This is a genomic window from Pseudomonas asiatica (assembly GCF_040214835.1).
GTDB lineage: Bacteria > Pseudomonadota > Gammaproteobacteria > Pseudomonadales > Pseudomonadaceae > Aquipseudomonas > Aquipseudomonas putida_Z.
Genome location: NZ_CP157874.1, coordinates 915,291 through 942,214, shown reverse-complemented (window position 1 = coordinate 942,214; position 26,924 = coordinate 915,291). Strand labels below are relative to the sequence as shown.

General features: G+C 62.6%; 23 protein-coding genes. 12 read left to right on the top strand and 11 right to left on the bottom strand.

Features of this window, described 5'->3' with window-relative positions:
• Nucleotides 1-471 precede the first annotated feature (471 nt).
• The 10 genes from ABNP31_RS04315 to hmpA form a co-directional block, all read right to left on the bottom strand.
• Entirely contained in the window at nucleotides 472-855 is a 384-nt protein-coding gene (locus tag ABNP31_RS04315; protein WP_003259127.1) for a YkgJ family cysteine cluster protein, read from the bottom strand.
• 159 nt (nucleotides 856-1,014) lie between these two features.
• Nucleotides 1,015-2,142, bottom strand: coding sequence for a hypothetical protein (locus tag ABNP31_RS04310; protein WP_350013032.1), 1,128 nt, complete (start codon nucleotides 2,140-2,142; stop codon nucleotides 1,015-1,017).
• Between the two features lie 215 nt (nucleotides 2,143-2,357).
• Nucleotides 2,358-3,566 carry an alanine transaminase gene (gene alaC / locus ABNP31_RS04305; protein WP_025337748.1) on the bottom strand — a complete coding sequence of 403 codons (1,209 nt, stop codon included), beginning with the start codon at nucleotides 3,564-3,566 and terminating at the stop codon, nucleotides 2,358-2,360.
• A 290-nt stretch (nucleotides 3,567-3,856) separates the two neighbouring features.
• Nucleotides 3,857-4,744: a heme o synthase gene (cyoE, locus tag ABNP31_RS04300; protein WP_025337747.1), complete on the bottom strand. Its 888-nt coding sequence runs from the start codon at nucleotides 4,742-4,744 to the stop codon at nucleotides 3,857-3,859.
• An 11-nt stretch (nucleotides 4,745-4,755) separates the two neighbouring features.
• A complete protein-coding gene (gene cyoD, locus ABNP31_RS04295; protein ID WP_003259128.1) occupies nucleotides 4,756-5,088 on the bottom strand; it encodes a cytochrome o ubiquinol oxidase subunit IV in 333 nt (110 codons plus the stop codon).
• The gene (cyoC, locus tag ABNP31_RS04290; protein ID WP_025337745.1) at nucleotides 5,088-5,711 is read right to left on the bottom strand and encodes a cytochrome o ubiquinol oxidase subunit III; all 624 of its coding nucleotides are present in this window, start codon (nucleotides 5,709-5,711) and stop codon (nucleotides 5,088-5,090) included. The genes cyoD and cyoC overlap by 1 nt, the downstream gene beginning before the upstream one ends.
• 3 nt (nucleotides 5,712-5,714) lie before the next feature.
• Entirely contained in the window at nucleotides 5,715-7,733 is a 2,019-nt protein-coding gene (gene cyoB / locus ABNP31_RS04285; protein WP_144170596.1) for a cytochrome o ubiquinol oxidase subunit I, read from the bottom strand.
• Nucleotides 7,734-7,736: 3 nt separating this feature from the next.
• A complete protein-coding gene (cyoA, locus tag ABNP31_RS04280; protein ID WP_015268993.1) occupies nucleotides 7,737-8,681 on the bottom strand; it encodes a ubiquinol oxidase subunit II in 945 nt (314 codons plus the stop codon).
• A gap of 559 nt (nucleotides 8,682-9,240) precedes the next feature.
• On the bottom strand, nucleotides 9,241-9,747 hold the full coding sequence (locus ABNP31_RS04275) for a disulfide bond formation protein B (RefSeq protein ID WP_025337743.1): 507 nt from the start codon (nucleotides 9,745-9,747) through the stop codon (nucleotides 9,241-9,243).
• 633 nt (nucleotides 9,748-10,380) lie between these two features.
• Nucleotides 10,381-11,559 carry an NO-inducible flavohemoprotein gene (hmpA, locus tag ABNP31_RS04270; protein WP_085665024.1) on the bottom strand — a complete coding sequence of 393 codons (1,179 nt, stop codon included), beginning with the start codon at nucleotides 11,557-11,559 and terminating at the stop codon, nucleotides 10,381-10,383.
• Nucleotides 11,560-11,713: 154 nt separating this feature from the next.
• On the opposite strand from hmpA, the gene norR reads away from it, so the two are divergent.
• From norR to ABNP31_RS04215, 11 genes are all read left to right on the top strand, one after another.
• On the top strand, nucleotides 11,714-13,267 hold the full coding sequence (gene norR / locus ABNP31_RS04265; protein WP_085665025.1) for a nitric oxide reductase transcriptional regulator NorR: 1,554 nt from the start codon (nucleotides 11,714-11,716) through the stop codon (nucleotides 13,265-13,267).
• Between the two features lie 199 nt (nucleotides 13,268-13,466).
• The gene (locus ABNP31_RS04260; RefSeq protein WP_025337740.1) at nucleotides 13,467-14,366 is read left to right on the top strand and encodes a chemotaxis protein; all 900 of its coding nucleotides are present in this window, start codon (nucleotides 13,467-13,469) and stop codon (nucleotides 14,364-14,366) included.
• Nucleotides 14,367-14,454: 88 nt separating this feature from the next.
• A complete protein-coding gene (locus ABNP31_RS04255; RefSeq protein WP_025337739.1) occupies nucleotides 14,455-14,766 on the top strand; it encodes a hypothetical protein in 312 nt (103 codons plus the stop codon).
• Entirely contained in the window at nucleotides 14,763-15,497 is a 735-nt protein-coding gene (locus tag ABNP31_RS04250) for a YkgJ family cysteine cluster protein (RefSeq protein ID WP_238067272.1), read from the top strand. Before ABNP31_RS04255 ends, ABNP31_RS04250 begins: the two co-directional genes overlap by 4 nt.
• Nucleotides 15,498-15,824: 327 nt before the next feature.
• Nucleotides 15,825-16,988 (top strand): efflux RND transporter periplasmic adaptor subunit, encoded by a 1,164-nt coding sequence (locus ABNP31_RS04245; RefSeq protein WP_085665028.1) that lies wholly within the window; start codon nucleotides 15,825-15,827, stop codon nucleotides 16,986-16,988.
• Complete coding sequence (locus ABNP31_RS04240; RefSeq protein WP_085665029.1) at nucleotides 16,985-20,077, top strand: multidrug efflux RND transporter permease subunit; 3,093 nt, start codon at nucleotides 16,985-16,987, stop codon at nucleotides 20,075-20,077. Before ABNP31_RS04245 ends, ABNP31_RS04240 begins: the two co-directional genes overlap by 4 nt.
• Nucleotides 20,078-20,086: 9 nt before the next feature.
• Complete coding sequence (locus ABNP31_RS04235) at nucleotides 20,087-20,761, top strand: heavy metal response regulator transcription factor (RefSeq protein ID WP_025337735.1); 675 nt, start codon at nucleotides 20,087-20,089, stop codon at nucleotides 20,759-20,761.
• Nucleotides 20,736-22,139 carry a heavy metal sensor histidine kinase gene (locus tag ABNP31_RS04230; RefSeq protein WP_085665030.1) on the top strand — a complete coding sequence of 468 codons (1,404 nt, stop codon included), beginning with the start codon at nucleotides 20,736-20,738 and terminating at the stop codon, nucleotides 22,137-22,139. Before ABNP31_RS04235 ends, ABNP31_RS04230 begins: the two co-directional genes overlap by 26 nt.
• Nucleotides 22,140-22,427: 288 nt before the next feature.
• Entirely contained in the window at nucleotides 22,428-22,652 is a 225-nt protein-coding gene (locus tag ABNP31_RS04225; RefSeq protein ID WP_085587397.1) for a hypothetical protein, read from the top strand.
• A 205-nt stretch (nucleotides 22,653-22,857) separates the two neighbouring features.
• A complete protein-coding gene (locus ABNP31_RS04220; protein WP_085587395.1) occupies nucleotides 22,858-24,192 on the top strand; it encodes an OprD family porin in 1,335 nt (444 codons plus the stop codon).
• A 236-nt stretch (nucleotides 24,193-24,428) separates the two neighbouring features.
• Nucleotides 24,429-25,919 carry a GGDEF domain-containing protein gene (locus ABNP31_RS04215; RefSeq protein ID WP_238067271.1) on the top strand — a complete coding sequence of 497 codons (1,491 nt, stop codon included), beginning with the start codon at nucleotides 24,429-24,431 and terminating at the stop codon, nucleotides 25,917-25,919.
• Here the strand turns inward: ABNP31_RS04215 and ABNP31_RS04210 are convergent.
• On the bottom strand, nucleotides 25,916-26,392 hold the full coding sequence (locus ABNP31_RS04210) for a ferritin-like domain-containing protein (protein ID WP_025337730.1): 477 nt from the start codon (nucleotides 26,390-26,392) through the stop codon (nucleotides 25,916-25,918). The genes ABNP31_RS04215 and ABNP31_RS04210 overlap by 4 nt on opposite strands.
• 203 nt (nucleotides 26,393-26,595) lie before the next feature.
• Between ABNP31_RS04210 and ABNP31_RS04205 the strand changes: the two genes are divergently transcribed.
• Nucleotides 26,596-26,817 carry a DUF3820 family protein gene (locus ABNP31_RS04205; protein WP_015268980.1) on the top strand — a complete coding sequence of 74 codons (222 nt, stop codon included), beginning with the start codon at nucleotides 26,596-26,598 and terminating at the stop codon, nucleotides 26,815-26,817.
• Nucleotides 26,818-26,924: the final 107 nt, after the last annotated feature.

Genomic DNA, 26,924 nt, shown 5'->3' with positions numbered 1-26,924 from the left:
GCGGCTTGGTAAGTAAGGTCTGTAACGGGTGGATCAGGTACAAGTTTTTTCATAGTCATCTCGGAAATATTTTCAGAGGCAACCACTCGCATCCTTCTCACAGATAAGGTGGCAGCCGTACGCGAGGTGAGAAGACCAGTGTCCGAGGCACCGGCCAGACCGAAGTCTGCACGCGCACGGCTGCCATAACTGGCAAGCCATCTCGAAACACCGGGCTTCTCACACCCGATCGCCAATTGTGACGACGCCGAAACGTTATCTCTGAGGTAGCTACTTGCCTATCAGACGGCATCCGACTTAGGCCGTAGGATAATTCCTAATCCCTGGCAACCTGAAGCATTTGGTTGCAGGTTCAGAATCTTCTTACAGCTGATGGCCCTTTCGCGGGTAAACCCGCTCCTACAGGGTACGGTGATACCTGTAGGAGCGGGTTTACCCGCGAAAGGGCCGGTACAGGCTAACGAAATACGATCAGGCCACCTCAGCCCCATCATCCGGCCAATGCGGCTCGTTGGCCCCAGGCGGGGTCAGCGGTGGCAGGCCATACGCCGCCCGCGCATCGTCGCAGCTGGGGTTATGCACCCCACCCTCCCACGACGCCTCGAACTCGCGGCAGGGGCTGGAACGGTTGGCGTAGATGGTGCACGCCACCTCCTGGCCGATCTCGCCCTGCAGGCTGATGCAGCGGCAGGGTTTGGCATCGGTGCCGATCATGGCAACACGGGTGGGGTTGATCTGTACCACCAGGTCGTCCGGTACAAGGCCCCCGGCAGACTGGCATTCGCCCCAGAAAAAGGACACACGGAAGTACCCGCAGCAGGCGCCGCAGTCAAGGCAAGGGTTGTATTCGGACATGATGGCACGAAGGGAAGGTTGTTGTTATCGGGGCTGGCCCGCGGCGCCATTTTCAATCCAAGCCGGGGCGGCTGGATAGAGGGGGAATGCAAAAATATTTGCCGCTGATCCGACGATTCAATATAGGCGACCAACGTCTTTCCCGGCCACCCGTTCAAGTTAGCGTAATGCCTTGTAGGAAGTGACATCCCAATGCTGCAGGCCAAGGCCTTCGGTCGGCTCATAGCCATTACCGCACACCTTGCTGAAGGGAATGCAGGCCTCGCCGCAATACACCAAGCGGTCGTCATCTTCGCCCTCGGTAAGCACGGTATACGACTCGCTGCGCATGGCCTTGTACTGCCCTTCGGCAGCGGCCATGACCATGTGATATCGCATCAACTGGCGGTCGCTCAGGGACAGGCGCTCGTCCAGTTGCACACCCCAGCGGGTCAGGCAGACCTCGGCAAAATGGCGAACGATCAACCCCGGCTCCGCCAGTACCTTGCCGTCACCCGCACCGTCGACGGAGGCGTTGCCCACCAGCGTGGCATGCCGGCCTGGCATGGGGTAGATGCACATCCGCGTATCCGGTTCGACCGAGGGGATCACACAGGCGAAACCTTTGGATCGTTCGTCCCGCGAATAGAAACCCACGTACTCACGGACATTGCCCGCCAGGGTTACCCGCTGGCTTTGCAGGTTGCCGATGCCTGGCACCGGGTCGATGACGAAGATATTGACGGGTATGTCCCGTAATACAGCGTCCTGCGCCATGGCGTTGGCCAGCATGTGGCAACTGATCCCTCCCCTGCTCCAGCCCACAAGGTTCACCTGGGTCGGCAAGCGAGGCTTACGGAACAAGCTGATGATGCGCTCCTGCAACTCCTGCGGTGTTGGATGGCGCTCGCCGTAGTCGTAGGTGCGCCAGAACCAGGAGGCTGTGGAAGAAACATCCGGAACGGGTACGCCAGCATTCTTGAGGCGCTCGTACTCCTCCTCGCTCAGCTTGGTGCGCTGCCAGCTGCTTTCACCCTTGATCAACTGCAGCACATGGTTGACGTTCTCTTCCCACCCGCGGCCGAACAACTGGCCGGTCCAGTTGAAGTAGCCGCCGGGCTCGACGAACAGGTTGTCGTCCTGGAGGTTGCCGCTGCCGGGGCCGTCAACGGCGATCCAGTGGGCAAATTCGCGGCCCTGGTCATTGCTGGCCAGGGTCGAGACCAGCTCGCCATTCCAGAAGTTGGGGTTGGCGTCGTCGAAGCGGTGGGAACCGGTGCCGCAGAAATAGGCGGTGAAGACACTCATTTGTGGGTCTCTGTGGTGAGAAATGAGTGCAGAAAAATAGGTAGGCAGTTCGGTGGAGTGCAGGCGGAAAGTTCGCCCTTGAGTCAGTCGGGGCTGCTTTGCAGCCCATCGCGACACAAGGCCGCTCCTACAGGGACCGCGCAGGATTCAAAAACGCGCGGTCCCTGTAGGAGCGGCCTTGTGTCGCGAAAGGGCCGCAAAGCGGCCCCAACAGCTTATTTGCGGGCCACCCCATCAGCCCGGAACATCTGCCGGATCCCGCGAATCGCCTGGCGAATACGGTCCTGGTTCTCGATCAGGGCAAAGCGCACATGGTCATCACCATAATCACCAAAGCCGATCCCCGGCGACACGCATACCTTGGCCTCGGCCAGCAGCTTCTTGGAAAACTCCAGCGAGCCCAGGTGCGCGTACTCCGGCGGGATCTTCGCCCACACGTACATCGAGGCCTTGGGGTTCTCGACCATCCAGCCCAGCTCGTGCAGCCCTTTGACCAGCAGGTTGCGGCGCTGGCGGTATTGCTCGGCGATGTCGCGCACGCACTGCTGGTCGCCTTCCAGTGCTGCGATGGCAGCCACCTGCAGCGGGGTGAAGGTGCCGTAGTCGTGGTAGCTCTTGATCCGCGCCAGGGCACTGACCAACTCGGGGTTGCCGACCATGAAACCGATCCGCCAGCCGGCCATGTTGTAGCTCTTGGACAGGGTGAAGAACTCCACCGCGATGTCCTTGGCCCCCGGCACCTGCATGATCGACGGGGCTTTCCAGCCGTCGTAGACGATGTCGGCGTAGGCCAGGTCATGCACCACCAGCACGTTGTACTGCTTGGCCAATGCCACCACGCGCTCGAAGAAGTCCAGTTCCACGCACTGAGCGGTGGGGTTGGACGGGAAGCCGAGGATCATCATCTTCGGCTTGGGGATCGACTCGCGGATGGCCCGCTCGAGTTCGTTGAAGAAGTCCACACCCGGCACTAGCGGCACCGAACGCACCTGGGCACCGGCAATCACCGCCCCGTAGATATGGATCGGGTAGCTGGGGTTGGGCACCAGCACCGTGTCGCCCTGGTCGAGGGTGGCCAGCATCAGGTGTGCCAGGCCTTCCTTCGAGCCGATGGTGACGATGGCTTCGCTTTCCGGGTCGATGTCGACCTCGTAGCGTTCCTTGTACCAGTTGGAGATGGCCCGACGCAGGCGCGGGATGCCGCGGGAGGTGGAGTAGCCGTGGGTGTCTTCACGCTGGGCGACCTGCACCAGCTTCTCGACGATGTGCGGCGGGGTTGCGCCATCGGGGTTGCCCATGCTCAGGTCGATGATGTCCTCGCCACGGCGGCGGGCAGCCATCTTGAGCTCGGCAGTGATGTTGAAGACGTAAGGGGGGAGACGATCGATGCGCGCAAAGCGGCGCGGCGAACCTGGGTTGGCCATGGCTTCCTCTGAGTACGTAAGCGCCCGGAACCGTCCGAGCGACGCTGGCCGATGTGGCGGCCTGAATCAGAAGATAGTGCCGAGACAGGATACCTGTAAAGGACAATTTCCTGTTTTGTTAGAACTTTTCAGATGTATTTTTTGAAAATATGAATTTTATGTTTTCAGGTTCGACCTCTTCGCGGGTAAACCCGCTCCCACAGTGAGCGCACTACGCTCAAAACCCAGGAAAACACCCATAAAAAAACCCCGGCACAGTGGCCGGGGTTTTCGTGAAACAGGCAGCAGTATCAGCGTGCGTATGTCATCAGCACGTCCGCAGCGGTCTGGCTGTCCACACCCATCATCACGCTCAGGGCAGTGACGGTGAGGATGGAGAAGCCGAACACCTTGCGGGCCCACTTGCTGTCGTCCTCGGCCTTGTAGCCACCCCAGGCCATGTACAGCCAGTACAGGCCCATGGCTGCTGCCACGGCCAGGTAGCCGAGGCCGGCGTAACCGCCGAGGGTAAGCATCAAGGTTGCGAGCACGAAGGCCAGCACGTACAGCACGATCTGCTTCTTCGCCGCGAGGATGCCACGTGCCACCGGCAGGACCGGAATGTTGGCAGCGCTGTAATCCTTGAAGCGGAAGATCGCGATGGCGAAGCTGTGCGGCATCTGCCACAGGCTGAACATCACCAGCAGGGTAACCGCAGCCAGGTCGAAGCTGTTGCTCACGGCGCAATAGCCGATCACCGGAGGCATGGCACCAGAAAGGCTGCCGACCAAGGTGCCGTGCACCGATTTACGCTTCAGCCACAGGCTGTAGAAACCGACGTAGACGATGAAGCCGATCAGCGCACAGAACGCCGACAGCGGGTTGGCCTGGACATACAGCAGGCTGAAACCCGCCACCCCGAGCAGGGTGGCGTAGATCAGCGCGAGGGGCAGCGACATGCCGCCCTGGACCATGACGCGGTTCTTGGTGCGCTCCATCTTGTGGTCGATGTCACGGTCGATGCAGTTGTTGAACACGCATCCGGACGCAACCACCAGCGAAGTACCGATCACCACCGCCAGGAACAGGGCGAAATCCACATGGCCCTTCGAGGCAAGGAAGAAACCGCCTGCCACGGAAAGCACGTTACCGAAAATGATCCCCGGTTTGGTGATTTGGATAAAGTGCTTAACGGACATGCAGTCTTACCTCACTTGGCCAACATTTCGAAGTGGATGCTGAACATGATCCACAGCGACAGGCCGACCAGCAGAGCGATCACCAGGGTGGTGAACAGGAACGTCGAAACGTTGTTGCGTTGCTCTTTCGAGCGGTCCATGTGCAGGAAGTACACGAGGTGCACTACTACCTGGATCACGGCCATGGCAACAATGATCAGAACGGTCAGGTTCTTCGGCAGGCTTGGCGACATGGCCAGGCCGAACGGGATCGCAGTCAGGATGATCGACAGGATGAAGCCGATCATGTACGACTTGACGCTGCCGTGGTTACCTTCGTGATGAGTGTCGTGTGCGTTAGCCATTACAGAACTCCCAGCAGGTAGACGACGGTGAATACGCAGATCCAGACCACGTCCAGGAAGTGCCAGAACAGGCTCAGGCAGCTCATGCGGGTCTTGGCGGTCGGCGTGATGCCGTGCTTGTTGATCTGGTACATCATGATTGCCATCCAGATCAGGCCGGCGGTCACGTGCAGACCGTGGGTACCTACCAGGGCGAAGAAGCCCGACAGGAAGCCACTGCGCTGCGGGCCGAAGCCCTCGGCGATCAGGTGATGGAATTCGTAGATTTCCATCGCGATGAAGCCTGCACCGAACAGGAAGGTCACAGCCAACCAGCCCAGAACGCCAGCTTTCTTGCCATCGAACATCTTCAGCATGGCGAAGCCGAAGGTGATCGAGGACAGCAGCAGGAACAGCGTTTCAACAGCTACGAAATCGAGCTGGAAGATGTCATGACCCGACGGGCCGCCGGCAAAACTGCCGGACAGCACCGCGTAGGTGGCGAAGAGCGACGCAAACAGGATGCAGTCGGTCATCAGGTACAGCCAGAAACCGAGTACGGTCATCTGGCCCGAGTCGTGGTGGTGGTCGTCATGCCCATGGTCATGACCATGAGCAGCACCGTGCATTACTTGACTGGACATTGATTACACCCGCTCAAACGATTCGACACGTGCGCCGGCAGGCAGAGCACCTGCTTTGGCCAGCGCTTTCATGCGCTCGCCTTCGATGCGCGCCACTTCTTCGGCCGGAACCATGTAGCCCTGGTCGTCACGCGCAGCGTGGCGAACGAAGACAGCGATGGTTGCAACCAGGCTCGCGCCAACCAGCCACCAGATGTGCCAGATGAAGGCGAAGCCGAAGACGGTCAGGAACAGGCCCATGAACAAACCGGTGGAGGTGTTGCTCGGCATGTGGATCGCTTCGTACTTGGCCGCAGGCTTGTAGGCGACACCGGCTTCCTTGGCTTCATGCCAGGCGTCCAGGCCAACCTTCTCAGGCATGTGGGCGAAGTTGTAGAACGGAGGTGGCGACGAAGTCGACCATTCCAGGGTACGGCCGCCCCATGGGTCGCCGGTCACGTCCAGGTTCTGGTTGCGGTCGCGAACCGATACGTACAGCTGGATCAGCTGGCAAGCGATACCGAACAGGATCAGCACGGCGCCGACAACGGCTACGTACAGGTAGGGTTCCCACAGTGGGTTGTCGGAGTGGTTCAGACGACGGGTCATGCCCATGAAGCCCAGGGCGTACAGCGGCATGAACGCTACGTAGAAGCCCGAGATCCAGAACCAGAAGGCAGCCTTGCCCCACTTCTCGTTCAGGGTGAAACCGAAGGCTTTCGGGAACCAGTAGGCGAAGCCGGCGATGTAGCCGAATACCGCACCACCGATGATCACGTTGTGGAAGTGAGCAATTACGAACAGGCTGTTGTGCAGCACGAAGTCAGCACCTGGAACAGCCAGCAGAACGCCAGTCATGCCACCGATGGAGAAGGTGATCATGAAGCCCAGGGTCCACATGATCGGCGCGGTGAAGCGCAGACGGCCCTGGTAGATGGTGAACAGCCAGTTGAACAGCTTCACACCGGTCGGAATGGAGATCAGCATCGTCGCCAGGCCGAAGAAGGTGTTGACGCTGGCGCCGGCACCCATGGTGAAGAAGTGGTGCAGCCATACGGCGAAGCCCAGCACGGCGATGGCGCCCGATGCGTAGATCATCGAGTGGTGGCCGAACAGACGCTTGCCGGAGAAGGTCGAGGTAACTTCCGAGAACACACCGAAGGCCGGCAGGATCAGGATGTAAACCTCAGGGTGACCCCACGCCCAGAACAGGTTGACGTACATCATCGGGTTCCCACCAAGCTCGTTGGTGAAGATGTGGAAGTCCAGATAACGGTCAACAGTCAGCAGAGCGAGTGCAGCGGTCAGGATCGGGAAGGAAGCCACGATCAGCACGTTGGCCCAGGTGCAGGTCCAGGTGAAGATCGGCATGTCCATCAGTTTCATGCCAGGTGCGCGCATCTTCATCACGGTGACGAGGAAGTTCACGCCGGTAAGCGTCGTACCCAGGCCTGAGAGCTGTAGCGCCCAGATGTAGTAGTCGACACCCACCCCAGGGCTGTACTGAATGCCCGCGAGCGGCGGATAGGCAACCCAGCCGGTCTTGGCGAATTCACCAACGCCCAGCGAGATGTTGACCAGCAGCACGCCTGCCAGCAGCAGGTAGAAGCTCAGGGAGTTCAGGAACGGGAAGGCAACGTCACGTGCACCGATCTGCAGAGGAACCGCCAGGTTCATCAGGCCGGTGAAGAACGGCATCGCCATGAAGATGATCATGATCACACCGTGAGCGGTGAAGATCTGGTCATAGTGTTCAGGCGGCAGGTAGCCTTCGGAGCCACCGGTAGCGGCAGCCAGCTGGGTACGCATCATGATGGCGTCGGCAAAGCCGCGCAGCAGCATGACCATCGCGACGATGATGTACATCACCCCGATTTTCTTGTGGTCGACAGTCGTCAACCACTCGCTCCACAAGTAGGTCCACTTGCGGAAGTAGGTGATAGCACCGACGACAGCGATACCACCGAGCGCGATCATGGCAAGCGTCACCATGACTATCGGCTCGTGATAGGGTATCGCCTCCAGGCTTAGTTTACCGAACATCTCTTACTCCTCTGCACCGGCAGCTGGTTGCATACTCGATTCCACACCCTTGGTAGTGGCCAGATCTTTGCTGCCTGCTTCTTCGTGGCTCGGACGACCGCGGTTCATGCCTTCGTACTTGTCGACGATCAGCTGGAACTGGTCAGGCGAAGCCTCGCTATACAGCGCGACTGGGTTGTTTTCGCTTGGTTTGGCCAAGGCGTCGTATTCGGCCTTGTCCAGCTTCTTCGGCGACTGCTTGACCTCGGCGACCCACTTGTCGAAGTCTTCCTGAGAGGTGGCAGTAGCCTTGAATTTCATGCCGGTGAAGCCAGCACCGCTGTAGTTGGCGCTGATACCGTCGAACTCGCCGTTTTCGTTGGCGATCAGGTGCAGCTTGGTGGTCATGCCGGCCATGGCGTAGATCTGGCCGCCCAGGCCCGGGATGAAGAACGAGTTCATCACGGCGTCGGAAGTGACGCGGAAGTTGACCGGAGTGTTAGCCGGGAAGACGATCTTGTTGACCGTGGCAATGCCCTGCTCCGGGTAGATGAACAGCCACTTCCAGTCCAGCGCGACCACGTCGATCTGCACCGGCTTCACATCGGAATCCAGCGGACGGTACGGGTCCAGCTTGTGGGTGGAGTGGTAGGTGAAGTAGCCCAGGGCGATGATGATCAGGATCGGGATGATCCACACCGCGGCTTCGATCTTGGTCGAGTGCGACCAGTCGGGGGTGTAGGTGGCAGCCTTGTTGGAAGCACGGTACTTCCAGGCGAAAACCACGGTCATGATAATGACAGGAATCACCACCAGCAGCATCAGGCCGGTAGCGATCAGGATCAGGTTCTTTTGCTCAATGCCGACCTGACCTTTCGGGTCGAGCAGGGTCCAGTTGCACCCACTGAGTAAAAGCATGCCTAAAAAGGGCAATATGCCAAACAGTCTGGGGTAACGCTTTTTACTCATCTCACGACCTCTAGATCAGCTTGCTTCAATGCAATTTGTGTTTTGGTAGCCAACACTTCGTCCTGCCAAGTGCGGCATTTCGCGCCCGTACTCGCTCCTGCCCGGGGTCCGACTGCAGGACCTTGGCGTCAAGCGGGTTAGCGGTGCTTATGGTTTCGTAGGCAACAGGCCTGTACTTCAGACCAAGTCCATTTGGTGCGGGAAAACGCGGAGGGGGGTCCGCCCGGTATCGCCGTTGGGCGAAACTTGACGAAGTCAGCAAAAAGGAGCGCTGAGGCTTCCTTCAATCCTGCGACTCGCAAGCAGTGCCGAACGGAAATTGGGGGCGATTGTAGATAGGTCGCCAACCCTTGACTATGACTTATTGAGCAACAGTCCTTTACAGAATCTGCAACAATACTGCTCAAAAATTCAACTTCGCGACAGTTTGTCGCACCCCGCTTGATAGGCCCCAAAGCCGCATTCTGCAAGGCCTCCGGGTTGATCTGGATCAAGCGGTGAGCGAATTTTCCCTCTTCTCATGCGGCGTAAAAGACCCCATGCCATTCGGGACTTTTGTCTAAGCCTGGCGTCGGTTGCGGTAGATCCCGAGCGGAACCAGGACGGCCGTCAGGACGAACGCCACCAGCGCCCATTGCGCCAGCGACAGACCGAGGATCGGCGGGTACGGCGTGCTGCAGAAGCCGTCGACCTGGAACACCAGCGGCCAGAGCTTGGCCAGCGGCAGGTCGTCCACGATCGGCTGCAGGGTGTCGATACCGCAACTGACCATGGGGTTGGCGAGTATATACACATGGTTGCCGGCCGCAACGATTCCGCCAATGGCGCTGAGTACCACCAGTGCCTCGAAGAAGGTCAGGCTGCGGCGCCCGGGCATCGCCGCGGCGATGAAGGCGAACACGGCGATGAACAACAGTGCATAACGTTGCAGGATGCACAGCGGGCATGGTGCCTCGCCCAGGACTATCTGCATGTAGAGGGCGCCACCGATCAGCGAAAGGCAGATCAGGCCCAACAGTACCAGAAAGCGCCGTTCCCGATTCAGGCGCGATGTTTGTTCGTTCATTGCCGGTTCCTTCGATGGATAGTGGCAGCGTGATCCGCCTGCCTGGCGCAAGTCTACACGCTGGGCAGGGCCTTTGAGCGTGCCGAGGAAGCGGCGTGATAGCGCTGCGCAGGGCTATCCGGTGTGGCTGAGACCGGCCGCAACGACGTCGGTTCAACGCCGGGCAGCAAAAAAGCGGCTACCCGGGTGCCGCGCAGGGGCAAGCCCCTCGACACCCGGGAGTGAAGGATACCGTGATTAAAGGAGGATTAAAGATGAAAGCTGCACAGCCGCTTTCATCTCTCCTTTATATATAGGCAGGAAGGTGAGGTGCGGCCCAGCCGCTGGCAAGCCAGCCCCCAGGCGACGAATGCGATCGACCGTTTCGTTCTCGATTACCCACGGGCGGGAGCAATGCTGCAAGGGAGCTGGCTTGCCAGCGGCTGGGATGAATACTCTGTGAGCCTGTACCGGCCTCTTCGCGGGTAAACCCGCTCCCACAGGGATCGCGCAGGCTTTGAAATCTGCGCGATCCCTGTGGGGGCTGGTTTGTTGAAAACCACAAAATTTCCCACAGGCCCCCACAAGGTTTGAAACCTGTGCGGTCCCTGTGGGAGCGGGTTTACCCGCGAAGAGGCCAGTGCAGGCGCTACATCACTCCAGCGCAGCCGCCGGCCCGAAGAACTCGTAGCGGCTCTGCTGCTCTGGCACACCCAGGCCCTTCAGCTGGCGCTTGACCGCCGCCATGAAGCCCTTGGGCCCGAGGAAGTAGGCATCCACGTCTCGCTCTTGCGGCAGCCACTCGGCCAGCAGGTCCTCGCTCAGCAGGCCCACGGCATCAGCCGCAGCACCATCCTGCGGTTCTGCATAGCAGTAGAAGCGCTTGAGCTGCGGGTGACGCTCGGCCAGCTCGTCGATCCAGTCGCGGAAGGCATGCACGGCGCCGTTACGGGCGCAGTGAATGAAATGCACCTCACGCTGGGTTTGCAGTGCCGCCTGCAGCATTGGCAGGGTCGGGGTAATACCCACGCCACCGCTGATCAGCACCAGCGGCTTGTCGCCCGCTGCCAGGGTGAAATCGCCAGCCGGCGGGAACAGCTGCAGGGTATCGCCCACCGCCAGCACATCGTGCAGGTAGTTGGAAACCTTGCCACCCGCCTCGCGCTTGACGCTGATGCGGTATTCCTTGCCGTCGCACAGTGCCGACAGGGAGTAGTTGCGGCGCTGCTCGGCGCCGTCGATGTCCAGCTTCAGGCCGATGTACTGGCCAGGCTCGGCCTTGAGCACCGGCTTGCCATCCACCGGGGCAAAGTAGAACGAAACGATTTCGCTGCTTTCCTGCTCACGGCGTACCAGGCGGAATTCGCGGGTACCGCGCCAGCCGCCTTCGGCTTCTTCCTTCTGTTTATAGAGGTTCTCTTCCGCGCCGATCAGGATGTCGGCCAGCTGGCCATAGGCCGCGCCCCAGGCGTCGATCACGGCGGGGGTGGCGATTTCCTTGCCCAGCACTTCTTCGATGGCGCGCAGCAGGCAGCTGCCGACGATCGGGTAGTGCTCCGGCAGAATCTGCAGGGCAACGTGCTTGTTGATGATCTGGCCGACCAGGCCGCCAAGCTGCTCCAGCTGGTCGATGTGGCGGGCATACATCAGCACGCCGTTGGCCAGGGCTCGCGGTTGGTCACCGCTGGCCTGGTGGGCCTGGTTGAACAGCGGGCGCACTTGCGGGTACTCGCTGAGCATCATCTTGTAGAAGTGGGTGGTCAGCGCTTCGCCGCCGCTTTCCAGCAGGGGGACAGTGGCCTTGATGATTGCACGTTGTTCGGCATTGAGCATTGCAACAACTCCTGAGCCTGTGGCTTCAAATGACTGCCGGAGCTATTACATCAATCATGCCAACTTTTATCTCCAGCAAAATCAGGGGGTTGACGCAGGTCATGTCAAAACGACCCACCTCGACGTATAGTCATATCGACCCACAGGAGTCCATATGACCACGAAGCCCTTGCTCACCACCCTGCTGCCCCTGGTCAGCGACCTTTCCCGCGACCTGCCCGACCAGGAACGCTATCGCCGCCTGCTGCAGGCCATGCGTGGGTTGCTGCCCTGCGATGCCGCCGCGCTGCTGCGCCTGGACGGCGAGTGGCTGGTGCCGCTGGCAGTGGACGGGCTGAGCCCCGATACCCTGGGCCGGCGCTTCCGGGTCAGTGAGCACCCTCGCTTCCAGATCCTGCTCAGCAGCGCGGAACCCACCCGCTTCGCCAGCGACTCCGAGCTGCCCGACCCTTACGACGGCCTGGTCAACGCCCCCGATGCCAACCTGGAGGTACATGACTGCATGGGTTGCCCGTTGATGGTCGACGAGCGCCCTTGGGGGCTGGTTACCCTCGATGCCCTCACCCCCGGGCAGTTCCAGAGCCTGGAGCTGGGCGCCCTGCAGGCCTTCGCCAGCCTGGCCGCCGCCACGGTCACCGTGGCCGAGCGCATCGAGCACCTGGCCCTGCGCGCGGAAGACGAACACCACCGCGCGGAGATCTACCGCCAGGCCAGCGGCCAGGACAAAGAGCTGATTGGCCAGAGCCCCGCGCACAAGCGCCTGGTGGAGGAAATCCGCCTGGTCGGTGGCAGCGACCTGACCGTGCTGATCACCGGTGAGACCGGCGTCGGCAAGGAGTTGGTGGCCCAGGCCCTGCACCAGGCCAGCAACCGCGCCGACAAACCGCTGGTCAGCCTCAACTGTGCCGCCCTGCCCGACACCCTGGTGGAAAGCGAACTGTTCGGTCATGTGCGTGGCGCCTTCACCGGCGCCCATGGCGAGCGTCGCGGCAAATTCGAGCTCGCCAATGGCGGCACACTGTTCCTCGACGAAGTCGGTGAGCTGCCACTGACGGTGCAAGCCAAGCTGTTGCGCGTGCTGCAGAGCGGCCAGTTGCAGCGCCTGGGTTCGGACCGCGAACACCGGGTGGATGTGCGCCTGATCGCAGCCACCAACCGCGACCTGGCAGCAGAAGTGCGCACTGGCAACTTCCGCGCCGACTTCTACCACCGCCTCAGCGTATACCCGCTGCATGTGCCGCCGCTGCGCGAACGTGGGCGTGATGTGCTGCTACTGGCCGGCTACTTCCTCGAACAGAACCGTTCGCGCCTGGGCCTGAACAGCCTGCGCCTTAGCAGCGAGGCCCAGGCCGCGCTGCTGGCCTACGACTGGCCAGGCAACGTGCGTGAACTGGAACACCTGATCGGCCGCTCGGCGCTCAAGGCGCTGGGCCAACATTCCGACAGGCCACGCATACTCACCCTGGAAGCCATCGACCTGGACCTGCGCGCAACGGCAACGCCCGGCACCGCGCCCTCCCCTGCTGTGCCCTTGCCGGCGGCGCCGCTACCCGAGGGGGGCCTGCGCGCAGCCGTCGACGACTACCAGCGCCAGGTGATCGAGGCCTGCTTGCAGCGGCACGAAGAAAACTGGGCAGCGGCTGCCCGGGAACTCGGCCTGGACCGCGCCAACCTTAGCCGCCTGGCCCGTAGGCTCGGGCTGCGCTGATTGAAACCAGCGCGGTACATGTGGGAGCGGCTTTAGCCGCGAAGAATCCAACGCGGTGCATGGCACCGGCTGCGCCGGTGTTCGCGGCTAAAGCCGCTCCCACAGGGTCCAGAGCATTCCTTGGCTCGGTGCAAAATGACTAAAGCCAAGTCCGAACAGGCCGATAACCGGTTATCCCCTGTTCCCCACGAAGGTCACCATGGCCACGCAAAATGCCCGCGCGGATTCGCTGTCCCTGCTGCTGTTCACCCTGCGCAGCGGCAAGTTGATGGCAATCAACCTGCTCAAGGTCAGCGAGATAATTCCCTGCCCGCCGCTGACCAAGCTGCCCGAATCGCACCCCCACGTGAAAGGCGTGGCGACCCTGCGCGGCAATCCGCTGTCGGTCATCGACCTGTCCCGCGCCATCGGCGAACGGCCGCTGGCCGACCCGGACGGCGGCTGCCTGATCGTCACCGAGATCAGCCGCTCGCGCCAGGGTCTGCATGTGCAGGCGGTCAGCCGCATCGTGCATTGCCTGAGCACCGACATCAAACCACCACCCTACGGCTCGGGCAGCCGCTCGTTCATCACCGGCGTGACCCGGGTCGACAACACCCTGGTGCAGGTGCTGGACATCGAAAAAGTCATCCATGCCATCGCCCCGCCGGTGCCGGAGGCGCCTCACGGCACCTTGAGCGAGGAAGACGCCAGCCTGCTGGCCGCCGCCAACATCCTGGTGGTGGACGACAGCCAGGTGGCCCTGCAGCAGTCGGTGCACACCCTGCGCAACCTCGGCATCGAATGCCACACCGCGCGCAGCGCCAAGGACGCCATCAACGTGTTGCTTGAACTGCAGGGCACCGCGCAGGAAATCAACGTGATCGTCTCCGACATCGAAATGAGCGAAATGGACGGCTACGCCTTCACTCGCACCCTGCGCGAAACCCCCGATTTCCAGCACCTGTACATATTGCTGCACACCTCGCTGGACAGCGCCATGAGCAGCGAAAAGGCGACCCAGGCCGGGGCCAATGCCATCCTCACCAAGTTCTCTTCGCCGGAGCTGACCGATTGTCTGGTGGTGGCGGCGCGCGCCGTGGTGTTCGCCGAGCGCTGATATATTCGGAGACAAACTCCCCGGCTTGCCGCCGGGGTCGAGTCGGGCATAATTCGCGCCCCTCGCAAGTAACTTGCCGGAATCGCGTATGAAGTTTCTCAGCTCTATCCTGATCAGTTGCGCTCTCTTCAGCGGTATCGCCCAGGCCTCCAGCAGCCAGGCCTGGAACGAGCAGCGCCAGCAGATGCTCAAGGCCTGCCTGGCCGCCAGCCAGTTCAAGGATGCCCACGCCCGCAGCAAGCCCGCCGAGTTCGATGACCAGGTCGGCATGAGCGCCCTGCTGATCGAAGGCGTCTACCCCCAGAAGCACATGCAGCAGCGCACCGGCACCGAACTTTGCCTGTACGACCGCCAGCACCAGCGCGCCTTCGTCAGCGAGTGGAGCCCGGAAGCCAAGTGACCGACAGCCTGCGTTTCGCCTGTACCGGCTGCGGCAAGTGCTGTACCGGCCACCACGTGCCCTTGACCCTGGAGGAAGCGCGCCGCTGGGCGGACGACGGTGGCCAGGTGGTGGTGCTGATCGAAGCCTTCGTGGCAGACGGCCCTGGCATGCCGGTAGAACAGCGTGATCATGTGCTGCGTCGGTCCCATCCCGTGCCCTGTGGCGACGGCGAGGCACGAGTATCGGTGACCTTTGCCGCCTTCAACCCCGGGCGCTGCCGCAACCTCGACGACAACGACCTGTGCACCATCTATGACCAGCGGCCGCTGGTCTGTCGCATCTACCCGGTGGAAATCAACCCGCATATCCCGCTGCGACCAGGCAGCAAGGACTGCCCGCCGGAAGCCTGGCAACAGGGGCCGGAGCTGATTCACGGCAGGCAACTGGTCGATGCCGGGCTGGAGGAGCTGGTGCAGGCCTCGCGCCAGGCCGACCGCGATGACATCGCCGCCAAGGTGGCGGTGTGCCAGGCGCTGGGCATGACCACCAGCGCGCTCAAGGGCAACGGGTTTACTGCCTACTTGCCTGACATGGGCACGTTCAGCGCGGCCCTGGCCCAGGTACCGGAGGTTGGCCGGGCACAGTGGACCCTGCATGTGGAGGACGCGGCGCTGGTGGCGAGCTTGCAGGAACATGGTTTGCGCACCACCAACGAGCCCCCGGTGTATTACGCCTTCATCAGCTTCTAGCTATGCCTTGGCGGGGGCAACTGTCCTGTTCCAGATCTATGAACCGGCGCCATCCCTGTGGGAGCGGCTTTAGCCGCGAACACCGGCGGAGCCGGTGCCATGTACCGCGCTGGATTCTTCGCGGGTAAACCCGCTCCCACAGGGTACGCGGATCACCCGGCTGATCAGTTCTCTGCACGACAGCGCAGCGCAAAAAGGCGAGCGATCTCCTGCGGTGCAGGCAAAACTGACAGCGCTGTCAGCCAGCGGTCACGCTGCCGACCCGGTTCGGGGGCTATAAGCTTGAATACAGACAACCATTCCCCTCTGGCCAAGGTGCCCGCACCGATGCGACGTCCGTCCCGCCCTGTCATCCTCGCCGCCCTGGCACTCCTGGTCCTGGCGGTAGCGGGTATCTGGTTCGGCCAGCGCCAGCCAGCACCTGCCGCCCGTGCACAAACCGCCATCCCGGTGCGCGTGGTCAGTGTCGTCCAGCAGAACGTGCCGCGCTATGCCAGCGCCATCGGCTCGGTGCTGTCGCTGCACAGCGTCGAGGTGCGCCCGCAAGTGGAGGGGGTACTGACCCAGGTGCTGGTCAAGGAAGGCCAGTGGGTGAAGGAAGGCGACCTGCTGGCCACCCTCGACGACCGCGCCATCCGCGCCAACCTCGACCAGGCCCGTGCCGAACTTGGCCAGAGCCAGGCACAGATCCAGGTAGCCAACGTCGACCTGCAGCGCTACCGCCTGCTGAGTACCGACAACGGCGTTTCGAAGCAGACCCTCGACCAGCAGCAGGCCCTGGTCAACCGGCTGCAAGCCACGGTCAAGGGCAACCAGGCGGCCATCGCCAATGCCGAGGTGCAGCTGTCGTACACGCAGATCCGCTCGCCAGTGACCGGCCGGGTAGGTATTCGCAACGTCGACCCCGGCAACCTGGTGCGCACCAGCGATACCCGCAGCCTGTTCAGCGTCACCCAGATCGACCCGATCGCCGTCGAATTCGCCCTGGCGCAGCAAATGCTGCCGACCCTGCAAAGCCTGCTGAAGGCGCCCACCCCGGCGCTGGTGCAGGCCTACATGGATGCCGACGGCGAACGCAGCCTGCTCGGCGAAGGCCACCTGGCACTGATCGACAACCAGATCTCCGCCACCACCGGCACCGTGCGGGTAAAAGCCGAGTTCGACAACAAGGACGGCCGCCTGTGGCCGGGCCAGCTGGTCACCATCCGCCTGCGCACCGCCGTGGAAGAAAACGCCCTGGTGGTACCGCCGCCTGTGGTACAGCGCGGCGTCGACGGGCACTTTGTCTACCGCCTGGACGGTGACAAGGTCACCAGTGTGCCGGTCAAGGTGCTGTACCAGGACAGCGGGCTGAACATCATTGCCGGGGTCAAGCCGGGCGAGCGCCTGGTGCTCGATGGCCAGTCGCGGCTCAAGCCCGGTTCGCGGGTCGAGGTGGCCCCCGACGCCCCCGCCCCCTCGGAAATGGCCGACCGCCGGAGCCAGCCATGAACACGCGCAACGGTGTTTCGGCCTGGTGCATCGACCACCCCATCGCCACCCTGCTGCTGACCTTCGCCCTGGTGCTGCTGGGGGCCATCGCCTTCCCGCGCCTGCCGGTGGCACCACTGCCGGAAGCCGACTTCCCGACCATCCAGGTCACCGCGCAGCTGCCCGGCGCCAGCCCGGAAACCATGGCCTCGTCAGTGGCCACGCCGCTGGAAGTGCAGTTCAGCGCCATCCCCGGCATGACCCAGATGACCAGCAGCAGCGCACTGGGCTCGACCAACCTGATCCTGCAATTCACGCTCGACAAGAACATCGACACCGCCGCCCAGGAAGTGCAGGCGGCCATCAACACCGCCACCGCGCGCTTGCCGCAAGACCTGCCCAACCCGCCGACCTGGCGCAAGGTCAACCCGGCCGACAGCCCGGTGCTGGTGCTGACGGTCAGCTCCAGCCAGATGCCTGGCAACGACCTCAGCGACTACGCCGAAACCCTGCTCGCGCGCCAGCTGAGCCAGATCGACGGGGTCGGCCTGATCAACATCACCGGGCAACTGCGCCCGGCGATCCGCGTGCAGGCGCAACCCGAGAAACTGGCCGCCATCGGCCTGACCCTGGCCGACCTGCGCCAGGCCATCCAGCAGACCAGCCTGAACCTGGCCAAGGGCGCGCTGTACGGCGAACACAGCGTGTCGACCATCGCCGCCAACGACCAGTTGTTCCACCCCGACGACTACGCCCAGCTGATCGTCTCCTACCGTGACGGTGCACCGGTGCACCTGAAGGACGTGGCCAAGGTGATCAATGGCGCCGAGAACGCCTATGTCAAAGCCTGGTCCGGCGACCAGCCCGGGCTGAACCTGGTGATTTTCCGCCAGCCTGGCGCCAACATCGTCGATACCGTGGACCGGGTACTGGCTGCCCTGCCCAAGCTGCAGGAGATGCTGCCAGCCTCGGTCGAAGTGTCGGTGCTGCAGGACCGCACCCAGACCATCCGTGCCTCGCTGCATGAAGTGGAGCTGACCCTGATGATCGCCGTGGCCCTGGTGATCGGGGTGATGGCGCTGTTCCTGCGCCAGTGGTCGGCGACCATGGTGGTGTCCAGCGTGCTCGGCGTATCGCTGATCGCCAGTTGCGCGCTGATGTACATCTTCGGCTTCAGCCTGAACAACCTGACCCTGGTGGCCATCGTCATCTCGGTGGGCTTCGTGGTCGACGATGCCATCGTCGTGGTGGAGAACATCCACCGCCACCTGGAGGCCGGCGACGACAGCCGCACGGCAGCGCTCAAGGGCGCCGGGGAAATCGGCTTCACCGTGGTGTCGATCAGTTTCTCGCTGATCGCCGCGTTCATCCCGCTGCTGTTCATGGGCGGCGTGGTCGGCCGGCTGTTCAAGGAGTTCGCCCTTACCGCCACCGCCACCATCCTGATTTCGGTGGTGGTTTCGCTGACCCTGGCGCCAACCCTGTGCGCACTGTTCATGCGCCGCCCGCCCGGAGAGCACAAGGGCGGCTTCGGCGATCGGCTGGTCAGGTGGTACGAAAAGGGCCTGGACCGCGCCCTCGCCCACCAGCGCCTGACCCTCGGCATGTTCGGCCTGACCCTGGCCCTGGCGGTGGCCGGTTACGTGGGCATCCCAAAGGGCTTTTTCCCGCTGCAGGATACCGGTTTCATCCTCGGCACCAGCGAGGCGGCGGCGGATGTGTCGTACCCGTCGATGATCGAGAAGCACCAGGCGCTGGCCAAAATCATCGAGGCCGACCCGGCGGTGCGCGCGTTCTCCCACTCGGTGGGCGTCACCGGCAGCAACCAGACCATCGCCAACGGCCGCTTCTGGATCGCCCTCAAGCCGCGTGGCGAACGCGATGTATCGGCCAGCGAACTGATCGACCGGCTGCGGCCCAAGCTGGCCCAGGTACCAGGCATCGTCCTGTACATGCGTGCCGGCCAGGACATCAACCTGAGCTCCGGCCCGTCGCGCACCCAGTACCAGTACGTGCTCAAGAGTAACGACGGCATGGCACTGAACCTGTGGACCCAACGCCTGACCGAGCGCCTGCGGGAAAACCCGGCGTTCCGCGACCTGTCCAACGACCTGCAACTGGGCGCCAGCGTCACCCGCATCGATATCGACCGCCAGGCCGCGGCACGTTTCGGCCTGACCACCACCGACGTCGACCAGGCGTTGTACGACGCCTTCGGCCAGCGGCAGATCAGTGAATTCCAGACCGAGACCAACCAGTACAAGGTGATCCTCGAACTGGATGCCCGCCAGCGCGGCAAGGCCGAAAGCCTCAACTACTTCTACCTGCGCTCGCCGCTGACCAACGAGATGGTGCCGCTGTCGGCGGTGGCCCATGTGGCGCCGCCCAGCACCGGGCCGCTGTCGATCAGCCACGATGGCCTGTTCCCGGCAGCCAACCTGTCCTTCAACCTGGCCCCGGGCGTGGCCCTGGGCGATGCGGTGACCATCCTCGAGCGCACCCAGCGCGAGCTGGGCATGCCCGACTCCATCAGCGGCGCCTTCCAGGGCGCGGCCCAGGCCTTCCAGAGCTCGCTGTCGAGCCAGCCGTGGCTGATCCTGGCTGCGCTGGTGGCGGTGTACATCATCCTCGGCGTGCTGTACGAAAGCTTCGTCCACCCGCTGACGATCATCTCCACCCTGCCCTCGGCCGGCCTCGGCGCACTGATCCTGCTGTGGGGCATGGGCCAGGACTTCAGCATCATGGGGCTGATCGGTGTGGTGCTGCTGATCGGTATCGTCAAGAAAAACGGCATCCTGCTGATCGACTTCGCCCTCGAAGCCCAACGCCGCCAGGGCCTGACCCCGGAGCAGGCGATCCACCAGGCCTGCCTGACGCGCTTCCGGCCGATCATCATGACCACCCTGGCCGCCTTGCTCGGCGCGGTGCCGCTGATGTTCGGCTTCGGCACCGGTTCCGAACTGCGCCAGCCACTGGGCATCGCCGTGGTTGGTGGCCTGCTGGTGAGCCAGGCGCTGACGCTGTTTACTACCCCGGTCATATACTTGGCCCTGGAGCGCCTGTTCCACCGCCGCCAGGCCGCCCGTGCGGCGGCGCCCAGTGCCAGTTAGGACAAGACCATGCGTGTGCTGATCATCGAAGACGAAGAAAAAACCGCCGACTACCTGCATCGCGGCCTCAGCGAGCAGGGGTTTACCGTCGACCTGGCGCGGGACGGCATCGATGGCCTGCACCTGGCCCTGGAAGGTGACTACGCGGTGATCGTGCTGGACGTGATGCTGCCTGGCCTGGACGGGTATGGCGTGCTGCGCGCCCTGCGCGCGCGAAAGCAGACACCGGTCATCATGCTGACCGCCCGTGAACGGGTCGAAGACCGTATCCATGGCCTGCGCGAGGGTGCCGACGACTATCTGGGCAAGCCGTTTTCCTTCCTCGAACTGGTCGCCCGCCTGCAAGCCCTGACCCGCCGTAGCAGCAACCATGAACCGCTGCAGGTGCAGGTGGGTGACCTGTGGATCGACCTGATGGCGCGCAAGGCCACGCGCGCCGGCCAACGCCTGGAGCTGACGGCCAAGGAGTTCTCGCTGCTCAGCGTGCTGGCCCGCCGACAAGGTGAAATCCTGTCGAAGACGGCGATTGCCGAACTGGTCTGGGACATCAATTTCGACAGCGACGCCAACGTCGTCGAAGTGGCGATCAAGCGCCTGCGCGCCAAGCTCGACGGGCCTTTCGACAACAAGTTGCTGCACACCATCCGAGGCATGGGATATGTCCTGGAAAACCGTGCGGGGTAATTCCATCGCACTGCGCCTGTCGGCGCTGTTCATCCTGGTGGCGCTGGGCGTGTTTTTGCTGATCGGCTCGGCGCTGTACCGCCAGGTCGACCGCAGCCTCGACCTGCTGCCGCAGGCCGAGCTGGATGCGCGCTTCAGCGTGCTCGAGTCCACCCTCAACCGCTTCGGCACACCGGAGCACTGGGTCAAGATCAACAACAAGCTCAACCTGCTCAGTGAAGAGGACAAGCGCATTCGCTTCTGGGTGGTCAGCAGCAACCCGGCCTACGAATACGGCCACCCCAGCGAGCTGGTCCGCGCATTCGCCGAAGGCGCGCAGGGCATGCGCGACCTGCGCCTGCCCGACCGGCCCTACCCTTACAAGGTGCTGGTCAGCGAACTGCCGGCCCTGGGCGAGCGGCCGCCGCTGCGCTTTCTGATCGGCATCGACACCGAAACATTCTGGCAGGCGCAGCACAGCCTGCTGGTGGCGATTGTCGGGCTGGCGGTGCTCGGCGTGCTGCTGGCCTCGCTGCTGGGCTACTGGGTGGCGCGTATCGGCCTGCGCCCGCTGCTGGCATTGTCCGTTGAGGCCCAGGCCCTGGCCCCTCCGCGCCTGGACGGGCGCCTGCAGACCCACGCCCTGGCCCCGGAACTGGCGCAGTTCGCCGGCGCCTTCAATGCTGCGCTCGACCGGGTAAGCCAGGCCTACTCGCGGCTGGAGGCGTTCAATGCCGACGTCGCCCACGAACTGCGCTCGCCGCTGACCAACCTGATCGGCCAGACCCAGGTGGCGCTGACCCGCGGGCGCAGCGCCGAGCATTACTTCGAAGTGCTGCAATCGAACCTTGAGGAACTGGAGCGCCTGCGCAGCATCATCAACGACATGCTGTTCCTGGCCAGTGCCGACCAGGGCAGCAAGGCCACGGCCCTGACCCAGGCCTCGCTGGCCGAGGAAGTGGCGACCACCCTCGATTACCTGGACTACATTCTCGAAGACGCGCAGGTCAGCGTGAGCGTGAGCGGCGATGCCCGGGCGCCCATCGAAAAGGCCCAGCTGCGCCGGGCGCTGATCAACCTGCTGAACAACGCCGTGCAGCACACCGCACCGCACCAGGTGATCAAGGTGCAGATCGATGCCGGGCCGCAGCAGGTCAGCATCGCCGTGAGCAACCCGGGGCCGGCGATCGACGATGAGCACCTGCCGTTGCTGTTCGAACGCTTCTACCGGGTGGATGCGGCACGTAGCAACAGTGGTGGGGGTAACCATGGGTTGGGGTTGGCGATCGTCAAGGCGATTGCGCTTATGCATGGTGGGGAGGTGTTCGTGCGTAGTGCCGCTGGGTTCAATACATTCGGCATCCAATTGCCAGTTCTGAGGCCTGTGCGGTCTCTGTAGGAGCGGCCTTGTGTCGCGAAAGGGCTGCGTAGCAGCCCCCGGCAATTGTTGCTGTGGCACAAAACCTGGGGCCGCTTCGCGCCCCATCGCGACACAAGGCCGCTCCTACAAAGGGCCGTGGAAGTGCTCTAGGCTGGGGGTTTGCGGCGAAAGTCCAATTGCTTTTCCTGCGATAGTTACCTTTTACGCAACAGTGCTTATCGCGCTTCGCTCTGTTTCAAGTGCATTGAAAGGACTAACTTTACCCCCGTCCTCATTAGCACTTGCACCGCAAGAAGGTAGTTTCAAATGTCCAACAGTATGGGTATTGCCAGCGTCTTCGTCCTGTCTTCCCTGTTGTTGTCGCCCCTGGCCATGGCCGAAGAATCCAATGCTTTCGTCACCCGTAATGCTGAGTTCGCCGCGGTCCACCAAGAGGCCCGCGAAGCCGTAGCCGCACAGCAGGCCGACGCCGCCAAAGACGCAAACCAGACAGCTTCCAAGGTTTCTGTCGATGCCAATGCCGACAGCTGATCAAGCGCTGTCGCTGCTCCCGTTTTCCCTTGGCTACGCCATGGGCACCACCGGTGCCGATATGTTAGCCTTTTAAAGCCGCTGCCGATCAGCGGCTTTTTTTATGTGCTTCAACTATCAGCCAAGCTGTAACGTCCACCTATAAAAAAGACGCACATTCGAAAATAAAAACTGCCCCACCGCCAGACCCAAGGAGCTAGTACCGGTGCCTTCCGCGTTTCGTTTTACCCCGTTGTTCATTGCGTTGACTGCAACGATCCCTTTCGCCGCCCAGGCAGATGAAGACAAGGCTGATGGCTTCATCGAAGGCTCGTCCTTCAACCTGCATTTCCGTAATGCCTACTTCAACCGCGACAACCACAACGCCGGCGTGCGCGACACCCGCGAGTGGGGCCAGGGCGCGGTTGCACGCTTCGAGTCGGGCTACACCCCAGGTGTGGTCGGCTTTGGCCTGGACGCCCACGCCATGCTGGGCCTGAAACTCGACGGTGGCGGCGGCCATGCTGGCACCAGCATCCTGCCTACCCACCAAAAGAACGAAGACGAACTGGGTGCTGCCCCTCACTCGTTCTCCACCGCCGGTGCCGCAGTCAAGCTCAAGGCGTTCGACACCGAGCTGAAAGCCGGTGACCTGTTCCTCACCAACCCGGTGATCGCCGGCGGCGAAACCCGCATGCTGCCGCAGACCTTCCGTGGTGTGAGCCTGACCAACACCAGCATCGACGGCCTGCTGCTCGAAGGCGGCCAGGTGAGCTTCACCAAGCCGTACAACCAGAGTGGCCACCGCCGCATCGACACCTACTACGGTTCGCTGGGCGAGCACGACAAGAGCAAGCACCTGAACTGGGCCGGCGCGTCGTGGAGCGGTACCCCGAACATCACCGCCAACCTGTATGCGGCCGAGCTGAAGGACATCTGGAACCAGTACTACGCCGATTTCGACTACACCTACGTGGTCAACGACCTGGTCAGCCTGAACCCGGGCGTGCACTTCTATCACACCCAGGACACCGGCCAAGCCCTGCTGGGCAAGATCGACAACAACACCTATAGCGTGCATTTCACCGTCAACGCCGGGTTCCACAGCGTCACCGCCGCCTACCAGCGGGTCAATGGCAACACGCCGTTCGACTACATCAACCTGGGCGACAGCATCTACCTGGACAACTCGCGCATGTACTCGGACTTCAACGCACCGAACGAGCGCTCGTGGAAGCTGCAGTACAACTATGACTTCGCTGGTGTGGGCATCCCTGGCCTGACCACGGTGCTGTCGTATTCGCGCGGTGAAGCCGACCTGACCAAGGCCGTCCAGGACACCACCCACTACGACTACTACCGTGCCGATGGCAAGAACGCCATGCACTGGGAGCGCGACCTGGACGTGAAGTATGTGTTCCAGGAGGGTGACCTGAAGGACCTGTCGGTGCTGGTGCGCTACGCCACCCACCGTGGCAGCCAGGGTTATGCGTCGATCGACAGCAACAGCGACAACGATGAACTGCGGGTGATCGTGGATTACCCGTTGAACGTGTTCTGATCCTGGTTTAAAGGAAGCACACATAACCCCTGTGGGAGCGGGTTCACCCGCGAACACCGGCGAAGCCGGTGCCAAACACCGAGTTGGTTTCTTCGCGGGTGAACCCGCTCCCACAGGGGCTTGTGGTAAGTCCAGAACAAGGTATACCGTGATTCCGTCGGACAAATCTTGTCCGACAATCCCCGCTTCCCTAGAATGTCGCCGCCGCGAATGGCCCTGCCCACGCAGTAGCGAGCATGACCACCCGATTACCGCGTTTCGCACACTACAGGTCGCACCCCGAGCTGATCCTCAATCTGGGCAGTTGCCTTGCCGTGCTCGCCATCGTGGCCATCGTCAGCTACCTGCTGGCGCGCGAGCGCGACAATGTCGAGCTGTCGGCAATTCGCTCGTCCAACAATATCGTCCAGCTGATCGAAAGCGACATCCTGCGCAACGTCGAACTCTACGACCAGTCGCTGCAGGGCCTGATCTGGGCGGTCGGGCGCAAGGAGCTGCCGGAAATCCCCGGCCCGCTGCGCCAACGCCTGCTATTCAATGAAGCCTTCGTCGACCGCAAGCGCGGTGACGTGCTGTGGCTGGACAAGCAAGGCAATGTGGTGGGCGACTCCACCAGCAGCGTGCCACGCAAGGCCAACTTCGGCGACACCGGGGTATTCCAGGCGCACCTGCACAACCCCAACCTCGGCCTGCTGGTGGGCCCGCCATTCAAGGCCAAGCTGGGCGACCTGGACTGGTGCATCAGTTTCAGCCGGCGTATCTCCGACGCCAATGGCGAATTCACCGGCCTGGCAGCGGGTGCACTGCGCCTGTCGTACTTCAGTGAGCTGTTCCAGCGCCTGGACATTGGCGATGACAGCAGCATCAACCTGCTCAACACCGACGGCCAACTGCTGGCTCGCCAGCCCAGCCGCACGCAAGACCCAGGGATTGGCAGCAACTATGCCGAGCGGCCCAATTTCAAACGCATTCTCAGCGAGCAGAGCGGCAGCTTCACCGCCCGCTCCAGCCGCAACGGCAAACCACGCATGTACACCTTCGCCAGGGTCGCGCAGCTGCCGCTGATCGTACTGGTGGTGCATTCGGCCGAAGACGTGTTCGAGTCCTGGCGCCGCACTGCGATCCTGGTCAGCGTGGCCACCGGGGTGCTCTGTGTGGGTATCCTCTCGCTGACCCTGCTGCTGGGCCGCGAACTGCGCCGCCGCCAAGAGGCCGAACAGGGCCTGGCGACCCTGGCTGCTACCGACAGCCTGACCGGCCTGGCCAACCGCCGCCGCCTGGACCAGGTACTGCGCCAGGAGTGGGCCCGCGCCCAGCGCAACCGCAAGCCGTTGGCCGTGCTGATGGTGGATGTGGATCATTTCAAGGCATTCAACCAGCGCCACGGCCATGCCGGTGGCGACCATGCCTTGCGCGAAGTGGCCAGGACCATCGAGGCATGCATCCGTCGCCCGGCCGATCTGGCAGCGCGTTACGGTGGGGAGGAATTTCAGGTGGTGCTGCCGGAAACCGACCTGGTCGGTGCGCAGCTGCTGGCCGAGCGCATCCGCGCCAGTGTCGAGGCGCTGGCGCCGTTTGCCGATGATGCCCACTCGGTCACGGTGAGCATCGGCATCGGCCTGTCAGGCACCCAGCACGATCTGGCGAGGGTGCTGGGTGCTGCGGACGAAGCGCTCTACCGGGCCAAGGCCAAAGGCCGCAACCGGGTAGAGGGGCCTGCCGGCTAGGCGCGGGCGCGGGCGGCGTTGCGCAGGGCCCTGACCTGGTCATGGTTGCGCTGTACACCTTGCAGCTGTTTTTCCACCAGGGTGTAGGTCTGGTCGCTGGCGGTGCGGCCCAGCTTCACCAGTTTCTCGCGGGCTTCCTTGTAGGCCTTGAGGGCATGGTCCTCGCCCCGCTCCACCTCGTTCAGCACCGCTTCCTCATCCTTGCCGGTGACCATCGCCTTGAGGTTGACCCAACCCCGATGCAGGTCACCGCTGATGCTGGTGGAGGTTTCCGGGTCGCCACCCAGGCGACGCACCTCGCTCTGCAGTTCGCCGGCCGCATTGGCACACTCACCGGCACGTTGAACGAAGAACGCTTTCAGTTCGGGGTTCTTCACATCATCGGCCGAGGCCTTGAAGCCTTTCTCGCCATCCTTGCTGTACTCGATCAGGTCGTTCAGCACGTCGATCACGTCTTTGTTGGGATTGCTCATGGCACAAACTCCTTGGCAGGTGATAGTCATCTGTAATGGAGCAGCGTTCGTGCCAAGCCTTTAATCTCGACAAAATCTTTCTAAATCAAATAGATACGAATATCAGAGCAGAACCTGAAAACGGCGTTCTGCATGATTGCCGCTTGGGCCTTCGTGCAGATTGCAGTATGGTCGGCGCTTTTCAACAGCCAGGTGCGCCGATGATGAAGCCGGAAACCCTCGAACTGCTGGTGACCCGCACCATGCCGTTTGGCAAGTACCAGGGGCGAATCATTGCCGACCTGCCGGGGGATTACCTGGCCTGGTTTGCGCGCAAGGGTTTCCCGGCGGGGGAATTGGGTGGGTTGCTGGCGCTGATGCACGAGATCGATCACAACGGGCTGGGTGATCTGCTTGTGCCGTTGCGGCAAAAGCACGGGCGTTGACCTGTTCTGGCCTCTTCGCGGGTGAACCCGCTCCCACAGAGACCGCGCCGGACCTGATGCCTGTGCAGTACCTGTGGGAGCGGGTTCACCCGCGAAGAGGCCAGTAA